General features: G+C 31.3%; 9 protein-coding genes. 8 read left to right on the plus strand and 1 reads right to left on the minus strand.

The window, feature by feature from the left end; all coding sequences use genetic code 11:
• Positions 1 to 15: 15 nt before the first annotated feature.
• The 6 genes from leuS to P4S50_RS05545 all read left to right on the plus strand — a co-directional run bounded on the left by leuS (position 16) and on the right by P4S50_RS05545 (position 7,978).
• Positions 16 to 2,424, plus strand: a complete 2,409-nt coding sequence (gene leuS, locus P4S50_RS05520; RefSeq protein ID WP_277733613.1) for a leucine--tRNA ligase — start codon at positions 16 to 18, stop codon at positions 2,422 to 2,424.
• 432 nt (positions 2,425 to 2,856) lie between these two features.
• Complete coding sequence (gene ilvA / locus P4S50_RS05525) at positions 2,857 to 4,074, plus strand: threonine ammonia-lyase (protein ID WP_277733614.1); 1,218 nt, start codon at positions 2,857 to 2,859, stop codon at positions 4,072 to 4,074.
• A gap of 81 nt (positions 4,075 to 4,155) precedes the next feature.
• On the plus strand, positions 4,156 to 4,539 hold the full coding sequence (locus P4S50_RS05530; RefSeq protein WP_277733615.1) for a RidA family protein: 384 nt from the start codon (positions 4,156 to 4,158) through the stop codon (positions 4,537 to 4,539).
• Between the two features lie 322 nt (positions 4,540 to 4,861).
• Positions 4,862 to 5,536 carry an L-serine ammonia-lyase, iron-sulfur-dependent subunit beta gene (gene sdaAB, locus P4S50_RS05535; RefSeq protein WP_277733617.1) on the plus strand — a complete coding sequence of 225 codons (675 nt, stop codon included), beginning with the start codon at positions 4,862 to 4,864 and terminating at the stop codon, positions 5,534 to 5,536.
• A gap of 25 nt (positions 5,537 to 5,561) precedes the next feature.
• Positions 5,562 to 6,434, plus strand: coding sequence for an L-serine ammonia-lyase, iron-sulfur-dependent, subunit alpha (gene sdaAA, locus P4S50_RS05540; RefSeq protein ID WP_277733619.1), 873 nt, complete (start codon positions 5,562 to 5,564; stop codon positions 6,432 to 6,434).
• Positions 6,435 to 6,646: 212 nt separating this feature from the next.
• Entirely contained in the window at positions 6,647 to 7,978 is a 1,332-nt protein-coding gene (locus P4S50_RS05545; protein WP_277730718.1) for an IS3 family transposase, read from the plus strand.
• Between the two features lie 47 nt (positions 7,979 to 8,025).
• Here the strand turns inward: P4S50_RS05545 and P4S50_RS05550 are convergent, their stop codons facing one another.
• Positions 8,026 to 9,291, minus strand: coding sequence for a D-alanyl-D-alanine carboxypeptidase family protein (locus P4S50_RS05550; RefSeq protein WP_277733621.1), 1,266 nt, complete (start codon positions 9,289 to 9,291; stop codon positions 8,026 to 8,028).
• An 81-nt stretch (positions 9,292 to 9,372) separates the two neighbouring features.
• Between P4S50_RS05550 and P4S50_RS05555 the strand changes: the two genes are divergently transcribed.
• Complete coding sequence (locus tag P4S50_RS05555) at positions 9,373 to 10,065, plus strand: helix-hairpin-helix domain-containing protein (protein ID WP_277733622.1); 693 nt, start codon at positions 9,373 to 9,375, stop codon at positions 10,063 to 10,065.
• A gap of 95 nt (positions 10,066 to 10,160) precedes the next feature.
• Entirely contained in the window at positions 10,161 to 11,198 is a 1,038-nt protein-coding gene (gene selD / locus P4S50_RS05560) for a selenide, water dikinase SelD (RefSeq protein WP_277733624.1), read from the plus strand.
• Positions 11,199 to 11,249: the final 51 nt, after the last annotated feature.

Raw genomic sequence — 11,249 nt, forward strand, 5'->3', positions numbered from 1 at the left:
TTAGGAGGATTAAATATGTATGATTTTAAACAAATAGAACCATATTGGCAAAAAAAATGGGAAGATGAAAAAACTTTTGAAATTGTTGAAAATGATAAACCTAAATACTATGTTTTAGAGATGTTCCCGTATCCATCAGGAAAAATCCATATGGGACACGTTAGAAACTATTCAATAGGAGATGTAGTTGCAAGATTTATGAAAATGAATGGTTATAATGTACTTCATCCTATGGGATGGGATTCTTTTGGATTACCAGCAGAAAATGCAGCTATAAAGCATGGAATTCACCCTGATAAGTGGACAAAAGAAAATATACAAGAAATGAAAGAACAATTAAAACTTTTAGGTCTTAGCTATGATTGGGATAGAGAAGTAGCTACTTGTCTTCCTGATTACTATAAATGGACTCAAGATTTATTCTTAAAGTTCTATGAAAAGGGACTAGCCTATAAGAAAAAATCATTCGTTAACTGGTGCCCATCTTGTGAAACTGTTTTAGCTAATGAACAAGTAGTTGGCGGAGAATGTGAAAGATGTGATTCAGCAGTAATTAAGAAAGATTTAGAACAATGGTACTTAAAGATAACTGATTATGCAGAAGTTCTTTTACAAGACATAGACAAGTTAGATGGATGGCCTGAAAAAGTTAAGATAATGCAAAAGAACTGGATAGGAAAGAGTACTGGAGCAGAAGCTGATTTTGAGATAAAGGGATCTGATAAAAAGTTAAAAATATTTACAACAAGACCTGATACTATGTATGGTGTTACTTACATGGTGTTAGCTCCAGAGCATGAGTATGTTGAAGAACTTGTAAAAGGAACTGAGTATGAAGAAGCTGTTAAAGCTTTTAAAACTAAAATTCAGCATATGAGTGAAATAGAAAGAACTTCTACTGATACTGAAAAAGAAGGTGTATTCATAGGTCAATACTGTATAAATCCTTTAAATGGAAAAGAAATTCCTATTTATATAGCTAATTATGTAATGGTAGATTATGGAACGGGAGCTATAATGGCAGTTCCAGCACATGATGATAGAGATGAAGAATTTGCAAACAAATATAAATTAGATATAGTACCTGTTATAGATGAAGATTCAAAAATGATAAATTCAGAAGAGTTCAATGGAATGGATTCTAAGGAAGCCTTTGAAAAAATAGTTCAAAAACTTGAAGAGGCTAAGATAGGTAAGAAGACTATAAACTACAGATTAAGAGACTGGCTAATATCAAGACAAAGATATTGGGGTTGTCCAATTCCGATAGTTTACTGTGATGATTGTGGAGCGGTTCCTGTTGAAAGAGAAAACCTACCTGTTAAATTACCTACTGATGTTGAGTTTACAGGAAAAGGACAATCTCCTTTAATAACTTCTGAAAGTTTTATGAATACAACATGCCCTAAGTGTTCAAAACCAGCTAGAAGAGAAATGGATACTATGGATACATTCATAGATTCATCTTGGTATTTCTTAAGATATATAGATGCTAAGAATGAAAATGAAGCTTTTAATAAAGAATTAGCACAAAAGTGGATGCCTGTTGATCAATATATAGGAGGAGTAGAGCATGCTATACTTCACCTACTTTATTCAAGATTCTTTGTTAAGGTTTTAAAGGATTTAGGAATGGTAGACTTTGATGAGCCATTTAAAAATTTATTAACTCAGGGAATGGTATTAAAAGAAGGAGCTAAAATGTCAAAATCTAAAGGTAATGTAGTTAGTCCTTTAGAGATAATTGAAAAATATGGAGCAGATACTGCTAGATTATTTGTACTATTCGCTGCACCTCCTGAGAGGGATTTAGATTGGGCTGAACAAGGTGTAGAGGGATGTTACAGATTTATAAACAGAGTATTTAGATTGATAGAAGAACTTAAGGATTGTGTAAATGCAAAGGATGAGCTTAATAATTTAACAAAAGAAGACAAGCAAGCTAGATTTGTTATACATTCTACAATCAAAAAAGTTACTGACGATATATCTGGTAAATTTGGATTTAACACTGCAATATCAGCTCTTATGGAACTTGTAAATGAAATGTACAAGTATAAAGAAAATGAAAATAGAAAAGAGTGTATATTAAAGGAAGGTATAGAAGCTATAGTTACTATAATTTCACCATTCACACCACATGTTGGAGAGCAACTATGGACTATGATAGGAAAAGAAGGTAGTGTATCAGAAATATCATGGCCTAAGTATGATGAAACTGCTCTTGTTAAGGATGAGATAGAAGTTGTAGTTCAAATTAATGGTAAGGTTAGAGGTAAGTTAAACTTAAGTGCTAATGTTACAAGAGAAGAAATGCAAGAAATGGCATTAGCAGATGAAAAAATAAAAGAACTTATTGATGGTAAAGAAATAGTTAAAGTTATAGCTGTTCCTAAAAAATTAGTTAATATAGTTGTTAAATAAAAAAAGTCTAACAGCTTAAGCATTTTTATAATGCTTAAGCTGTTTTTTGCTTTATAGGATATTATAAAGTTATCAATTTATGGATATTACATATTGAGTATAGTATGTCTTTAATACTCGTTGTTAAACGTGTGAATGACTGTGTATACAAGACCATTTGTAAGTGAAAATAATGAGATTGTTTGATGAAAAAACACATAAAAAAATATAATAAAAACATAAAATATTGAAAAAGAAAATGCTGAAATAAGTCTGAAAAGAGAGGAAAAAACGAAAAGAAATGTCTAGTACGTGTGAACATCAGTGTATTTGGCGTGGAATTGTAATAGTTCGATAAATTATAAAATTGTGAAAACGATTTTCTTGTTGATTTTTAGCAAAATACCATGTAAAATACATCTTGTAGAATAATTAACTTAGGGAGTGATAATAATGGCAAAAGTTACTTTAGAAGATGTTAAAAAAGCAAGAGAAGCAATTAGTGGTATAGCAGTTAAAACTAAATTACTAGAATGTTCAGCTCTTAGCAAGATGAGCAATAATAGAGTATTTTTAAAATTAGAAAACTTACAAAAAACAGGATCTTTCAAAATAAGAGGAGCTGTTAATAAAATAGCTAACTTAACTGAAGAAGAAAAGAAATGTGGAGTTATAGCATCAAGTGCAGGAAACCATGCACAAGGAGTTGCTTTAGGAGCTAAAATGAACGGTATCAAAGCTACTATAGCTATGCCTGCTACTGCACCACTTGCAAAAGTATCTGCTACTAAGTCTTATGGAGCAGAAGTTGTATTAAACGGACTTGTATATGATGATGCTTATGCAAAGGCTGTAGAAATACAAAAGGAAACAGGAGCTACATTCCTTCACCCATTCAATGATCCATATGTTATAGCAGGACAAGGTACTATAGCACTTGAAATATTTGAAGATCTTGAAAACGTTGACATAATATTAGCACCAATTGGTGGTGGCGGTATAATATCTGGTATTGCTGTTGCCGCAAAAGCATTAAATCCAAATGTTAAAATAATAGGTGTTCAATCAGAAAACATAGGTTCTATGAAGGCATCAAGAGAAGCTGGAAAGGTTACAACATTCTTTAAAGCTCCAACAATAGCTGATGGAATAGCTGTAAAAACTCCTGGAGATTTAACTTTTGAAATAATAGAAGAGTTTGTAGATGAAATAGTAACTGTAACTGAAGAAGAAATAGCTCAAGCAATTCTTTTCTTAACAGAAAAAGATAAGATAGTAGCAGAAGGTGCTGGTGCTGTTTGTACAGCTGCTATAATGAGTGGAAAAGTAAAAGAAACTAACAAGAATGTAGTAGGAGTAATTTCTGGTGGAAACATAGATGTAAATATGCTTTACAGAATAATAGATAAAGGTTTAGAAAAAGAAGGAAGAAGATTATGCTTTAACACTATGCTTCCAGATAAGTGTGGAGAAATGTTAAAGTTCATAAACTTAATAGCTGAAACTAAGGCTAATATACTTCATATAAACCAAAGTAGAATGGGTAATGAAGTTATATTAGGAACTCAAGAAGTAGATATAGTTCTTGAAACTTTTGATAAAGAGCATATAGCTCAGATAATATCTAAGGTTGAAGAAAATGGATACGAAGTAAAAGTTAAAAATAAATAATAGAAAGTAAAATTTACCTTTTATTATTATAAATTTATAGTATAATTATAGTAAATTAAAGATTTTTAGGAGGGTTTTAACATGAACAATCAAATAATACACACAGATAATGCACCAAAAGCTATAGGACCATATTCTCAAGCAGTAAAGGCTGGAAACTTATTATTCGTATCTGGACAAGTTCCATTTGACCCAGCTACTATGGAAGTAGTTGAAGGTGGAGTTAAAGAGCAAACTGCTAGATCATTAAAAAATGTAAAAGCTATATTAGAAGAAGCAGGAGCTACTTTTGCAGACGTAGTAAAGAGTACTGTATTCATTAAAGATATGAATGAGTTCGGACAAATCAACGAAGTATACGCTGAGTACTTCGGAGATAACAAGCCAGCTAGAGCTTGTGTAGAAGTTGCTAGACTTCCAAGAGACGTTAAAGTTGAAATCGAAGTTATAGCAGTTGTAAAATAATAATTGATTATTAATGACCAAGTTTAACTTGGTCATTTTTTTTTGCATTAAAAATCTTCAAAGAAAGATTTTAAAAAACATATTTTTTTAAAATTAATAATATCGCTGAAATAGTAAATAATATATATGAATTTATTGAAAAAAATCGGGAAAACGATTTATTACACGAAGACATAGACTATACTTGATAGAATGTAAAAAAATACACAATAAAAAAATATGCAATATATTGAAAAGAAATATAGTATAATGATAATTTTTGTAGTATAATTAGTTTGTAATAATTAAACTATCATATTGTGTAATTTGAAAGGAGAAACCAATGAAAGACTATAGTGTTTTTGATGTAGTAGGGCCTAATATGATTGGACCTTCAAGTTCTCATACAGCAGGTGCTGCGAAGTTAGGGAGTATGGCAAGAAAAATGGCAGGGGGAAATGTTAAAAAGGTAAAGTTTTTACTTCATGGATCTTTTGCTCAAACTTATAAAGGTCACGGTACGGATAAGGCTCTTGTAGGAGGAATATTAGGATTTTCTCCTGATGATGACAGAATAAAAACATCTTTTGATATAGCTAAAGAAAGAGGAGTAGAGTTTGAAATGATTCCAACAGATTTAGGAGACGATAAGCATCCTAATACTGTTAAGTTTATAATCGAGACAGAGGATAATAGAAAAGTAGAGGTTATGGGAGCTTCAATCGGAGGCGGAAATATAAAAATAACTGAATTAAATGGATTAGCTATACAGTTTACAGGTGCATATCCAACTTTAGTAGTTAAACAATGGGATTTACCGGGAGCTGCAGCCCATATAACTAATTGTGTTGCTAAGAATAATATTAATATAGCGTTTATGAGTATATATAGAGAAGAAAAAGGAAATGAAGCATTTACTATAATAGAAGCAGATGACATAATAAATTCTAATGTAATAATTGATATAAAATCTAATAATAAGTTAATACAGGATGCAATTATAATAGAAGGAATGTAAAAATTATAGAGGAAAGGTGACGTTTATGAATTTTACTAATGGTAAAGAATTATTAGATATATGTGAGCAACAAAATAAAACTATATATGAAGTTTGTATAGAAAGAGAAATAGATTTGACTTCAAAAACTAGAGAAGAAATAATAGAAAGAATGTCTCGTAGTTTAGAAATAATGAAAAACTCTATTAATAAGAGTTTAACAGAAGATATAAAGTCGGTTGGAGGACTTATAGGCGGAGAAGCAAAGCTTATAAAAAATAGATTAGAAACTGGAAAAACAGTATGTGGATCATTAATGTCAAGAGCTATAAGTGCTGCTATGGGAGTTTTAGAAGTTAATGCTTCTATGGGTCTTATCGTTGCAGCTCCAACAGCAGGATCTTGTGGAATACTTCCAGCTGCTATAATAACAGTTGCTCAGGAATATGATCTAAGTGATGAAGATATGATAAATGCAATATTTGCTGGAGCTGCTATAGGAGCTATAATAACAAGAAATGCTACCGTTGCAGGAGCAGAGGGTGGATGTCAGGCTGAAACTGGTGCAGCAGCAGCTATGGCGGCAGCTGGTGTAGTTGAGATGATGGGAGGTAGCCCAAGACAAGCTATACATGCAGCAGCTACTACATTAAAGAATATAATGGGACTTGTATGTGATCCAATAGCTGGACTTGTAGAGGCTCCATGTCAAAAGAGAAATGCAATAGGGGTTGCAAATGCATTAATATCAGCTGAAATGGGACTTGCTGGAGTTGAAAGTATAATACCATTTGATGAGGTTGTAGAAGCTATGTATAAGGTAGGAAAAGCTCTTCCTATGGAACTTAGAGAAACAGCTTTAGGTGGTGTAGCATCTACTTGTACAGGATGCGCTATAACTAAGAAAGTATTTGGATAAAAATTCGTCTACTCGCTAACGCGATGACTCATGTTGCCAACGATCCCTATGGGATCCGTTGCTCAAAAATAGTTGGAAGTGTAGTTAAGCATAAAAAATAAGGTGTTGGGAATCCATAAAATGGTACCTATAGATTGGACACATAAAAAAGAGTGTCTAGTTTATAGGTACTTTTTTGTGTATAATTATCATTGAATATGGAGGCCTTTAGTATGAGTAAAATTACATTTTCAAAAGACAATATTGAAAGATTAAATAAGAACCCTTATGTAAAGCGCGTTAGCGAGAAGTCAATAACATACTCTGACGAGTTTAAAATAATGTTTATTGAGGAGTATTTAAGAGGAAGCACACCACGAACTATTTTCATTGATGCTGGATTTGACGTTGAAATACTTGGTGTCAAGCGCTATGAACAGGCGGCAGCCAGATGGATAAAAGCGTACAAGAAAGATGGAATTATAGGATTAAGTGATACTAGAAGAGTGAATTCAGGCAGACCAAGTAATGCTCCAGTTTCAAAGGACGATATTATTAGCAAACAAGAAGCTAAAATAAAACTGCTTGAGGAACAATTAGAATTGCTAAAAAAGCTCGACGTGACAGAAAGGAGGCTGGTAAACAACTGCGTAAATCTAACAAATAATGAAGTATATGAGTTAATTTTAAAGACTGTGTCTAAAAAAGATTATTCAGGCACAGTTTCTTATTGCTGCTCAATTTTAGGGGTTTCACGTTCAGGTTATTATCATTATTTAAAGACAGCACCTTCTAGAACTATAAGGGAGAATGAAGATTTAAAAGCTAGAGATATTATATTAAAGGCTTATAATTATAGAGGTTATAAGAAAGGTTCTAGATCAATTAAAATGACACTAGAAAATGAGTTTGGTATTATATACAGTAGAAAAAAAATCCAAAGGATTATGCGAAAATACAGTATAGTATGTCCTATAAGAAAAGCCAATCCGTATAGAAGAATAGCCAAAGCGACAAAAGAACATAGAGTAGTACCTAATCTGCTACAGAGAAATTTCAAACAGGGTATTCCTGGCAAGGTGCTACTTACTGATATCACATACATCCCTTACGGGATAAATAAAATGGCATATTTATCAGCTATCAAAGATAGCTCTAGTAACGATATTCTAGCATATCATGTATCTGATCGAATTACTTTAGATATAGCTACAATTACAATTAAAAAATTAGTTAATACACATAAAGCTGATTTACATGATGAAGCTTTTATCCATTCTGACCAAGGGGTCCACTATACAAGCCCTAAATTCCAAAAATTACTAAAAAGCCATAATCTAGGACAATCCATGTCTAGACGTGGTAACTGCTGGGATAATGCACCTCAAGAATCCTTCTTTGGTCATATGAAGGATGAAGTAGATTTCAAAACATGTTCTACACTTGAAGAAGTAATTAATAAAGTTGATAATTACATGGATTACTATAATAATTATAGATGTCAATGGGGATTAAAAAAGATGACTCCTAAACAATTTAGAAATCATCTTTTGAATGCAGCTTAACCCTTTTTTTATAATGTCCTTGACAAAGGGTCCATTTTACCAACACCTTATTTTTTTCTTTTATTTATGAATCTTATTAAAAGCATTATAGAGAAAACTACAAATAAGATTGATAGTATTATTTTTAATCCAAACCATAGTATTCTTAATATTTTATTTATATCTACATTGAAGAATATAGAGTTTACGTCTTCTGAGGCAACTAATTTAACAGAAGATATTACTTTGTTATTTCTTGAAATTTGTACTTTACCTACATAATCACCTTTTTTTATAGGTATTTCAAGAGGTTCTTTTAATATTATTTTGGTTTTTATATTATCTATATTGTCGTCTTTTTTAGTAACTATATTGAAATTTTCTTCCGCTTTGTATTTTAGAATTTTTTCTTTAGTAAATGATATTTTTTTACTTCCTATTTCCGCATCTTTGTTTATAATATTGTGCTCTGTATAATTGTCAAAGCCATAATCTAATAGAGTTCTAGAATCTTTATAGACTTCATTTCCTTCTGATTTTAATACGACTGAAATTAATCTAAATCCATCTTTTTGTCCACTAGATACTAAGCATTTTCTTGCAACATCTGTATATCCTGTCTTTATTCCATCTACCAAATCATACTTTATATCTACAATAGATCCTTTATACTCTATTGTATTACCACCTCTAACACCCCATAAAAACTTATTTGTACTCTTGAAAACTCTGTCATATGGATATTGCTCAGTTGCGGCGATTTTAATATATTTAGATTTAACTATTTCTCTAAACCTATCATATTTCATAGCTTCTCTTGCTATTAAAGCTAAATCGTATGAACTTGTGTAGTGATTCTCATCTGGAAGCCCATTAGGGTTGTTAAAATGAGTGTTTTTTGTTTTTAGTTCTTTAGCTTTTTTGTTCATAAGTTTTGCAAATTCTTCTGTAGAACCTGAAATGTGATTAGCTAAAACTACAGCTGCATCATTTGCAGATTTAATAAGAAGAGCTCTTAAAAGTGTCTCTACTGTAAATGATTCTCCTTGCTTAATATAAATGCTACTACCACCTATATTTCCTAAATCATAATCTATTGTTACTACTTCATTTAGATCACAATTTTCAAGAGTTAAAAGAGCTGTCATAATCTTTGTTGTTGAAGCTGGATACATTTTTTTATGTATATTTTTACCGTACAAAATTTTTCCTGTATCATAATCCATTAAAATTGCTGATTCCCCCAGAACACTAGGTTTTTCATTTGCAAAAGAAGTTATAAAGGAAGATGATATTAAAAATATTGCTAGAACTAATGATATGATTTTTTTCATATATACCCCCTTATTTGAAAACGCAATATGATTTTAGTATATCATATTTTTGTCAATAATATAAAATAGGAGGGATATTTTATGAATTTTAATAAAAGAAGCTTAATTGTATTTGTTAGTATATTATTGATTGTTATTATAAGTATGTTTGCAACTAATAAAATAAATTTTGGGAAAACTGAATATGTTGTAAGTCCTAAAGAAGATAAGTATATTGATAACGAAGAAAGTGATAGTAGGGAAGAAATAAGTTTAGAGGGTGAAGATATAGATGTTGAAAATGAAAATTCTGAGATTGTGGTATTTATAAGTGGAGAGGTAAGTACTTGTGGAGTTGTGAAAATGGGATCTAATTCAAGGCTTGTAGATGCAGTTGAAAAACTTGGTGGTCTTACCCAAAATGCAGACATGAATAGAGTTAATTTAGCTATAAAAGTAGAAGATGGTGCTCATTATATAATTCCGAGTGTCTATAATGATGAAAGTCAAGTAATTGATAATGAAGTAAACAGTAATGATAGTGAAGAATGTTTAAAGCAGGATAGTTATAATAATTCTAATTCAAGGCAAAGTACCTCGTCTAAAATAGATATAAATAAAGCGAGTTCTAGTGAACTTAAATCTTTAACGGGAATTGGAGATGTTACAGCTTCAAAGATTATAGAATATAGAAGTCAAAATGGAAAATTTAAAACTATAGATGAGATAAGAATGGTAAAAGGAATAGGTGAAAAAAAGTTTGAATCGATAAAAAATGATATAAAAGTAAATTAAATACAACTATAAAACAAAATATGATATTATATACTTATATTTCGTAGTTAATAGGAAATTATACAATTTTGTTCTAAGAAGGACGGTGGAGCTAAATGGAAAATAAAATAAGATTAACTCAGATGACGACTTCTGCAGGATGAGCCGCAAAAATTGGGCCAGAGGATCTGGCTAAAGCTCTTAGTAATCTGCCGAAAATAGAAAGTGATAAGCTTATTGTTGGTCTTGATACAGCAGATGATGCTGCTGTTTATAAATTAAATGAAGAAATGGCATTGATACAGACTTTAGACTTTTTTACACCTGTTGTAGATGACCCTTATTTATTCGGTCAAATAGCAGCTACAAATTCATTATCTGATATATATGCAATGGGAGGAAAACCTACAGTTGCTATGAATATAGTGTGTTTTCCATCTTGTAAAGATATGGGAATACTTGGTGAAATATTAAAGGGTGGATTTGATAAAGTCAAGGAAGCTGGTGCTTTGTTGGTGGGAGGACATACGGTTGATGATAAAGAACCTAAATATGGTCTTTCTGTATCTGGACTTGTACATCCTGATAAGGTTTTATCTAATGCAGGGGCTAAGCCTGGAGATGTGCTAGTGATAACAAAGCCTATAGGAACAGGGATAATAAATACAGCTATAAAAGCTGATATGGTAGATAAGTCTGTGGAAGATGAAGCAATTAGAGTTATGACTCACTTGAATAAGTATGCAGCTATTGCATTTGATGATGTAGATGTAAACTCAGTAACAGATATAACAGGGTTTGGACTTTTAGGACATACTCTTGAAATGGCAAAAGCATCTGATGTCTGTATTGAAATTGATTCTAGAGAAGTTCCTATAATAGATTCTGCAATTGATTTTGCAAAGATGGGTATAATTCCTGAGGGAATGTATAAAAATATGAGCTATATATCTGGTGATGTAGAAAGCGAAGGTGTTCAGCAGCATATAATGGATATTTTATACGACCCACAGACATCTGGAGGATTGTTAGTTTCAGTTGAAAAAGAAAAAGCAGATGAATTGATAAAGAAAATGATAGAGAATAAGTCTATAGAAGCTAAAATAATAGGAAGTGTAGTTAAAAAAGAAGGTAAATATATAAAAGTTAAGTAAAGAGGGTAACCCCTCTTTATTTTTTTATATTTTAAAATGTGTTATAATTGA

The organism is Tepidibacter hydrothermalis (assembly GCF_029542625.1).
Taxonomy (GTDB): Bacteria; Bacillota; Clostridia; order Peptostreptococcales; family Peptostreptococcaceae; genus Tepidibacter_A; species Tepidibacter_A hydrothermalis.

What these genes read in the sequence shown, in the direction of transcription:
- P4S50_RS05550 (WP_277733621.1), bottom strand. Translation starts at nt 9,291, where the DNA reads ATGAAAAAAATCATATCATTAGTTCTAGCAATATTTTTAATATCATCT.
- sdaAB (WP_277733617.1), top strand. Translation starts at nt 4,862, where the DNA reads ATGAAAGACTATAGTGTTTTTGATGTAGTAGGGCCTAATATGATTGGA.
- leuS (WP_277733613.1), top strand. Translation starts at nt 16, where the DNA reads ATGTATGATTTTAAACAAATAGAACCATATTGGCAAAAAAAATGGGAA.
- P4S50_RS05555 (WP_277733622.1), top strand. Translation starts at nt 9,373, where the DNA reads ATGAATTTTAATAAAAGAAGCTTAATTGTATTTGTTAGTATATTATTG.
- P4S50_RS05530 (WP_277733615.1), top strand. Translation starts at nt 4,156, where the DNA reads ATGAACAATCAAATAATACACACAGATAATGCACCAAAAGCTATAGGA.
- ilvA (WP_277733614.1), top strand. Translation starts at nt 2,857, where the DNA reads ATGGCAAAAGTTACTTTAGAAGATGTTAAAAAAGCAAGAGAAGCAATT.
- sdaAA (WP_277733619.1), top strand. Translation starts at nt 5,562, where the DNA reads ATGAATTTTACTAATGGTAAAGAATTATTAGATATATGTGAGCAACAA.
- P4S50_RS05545 (WP_277730718.1), top strand. Translation starts at nt 6,647, where the DNA reads ATGAGTAAAATTACATTTTCAAAAGACAATATTGAAAGATTAAATAAG.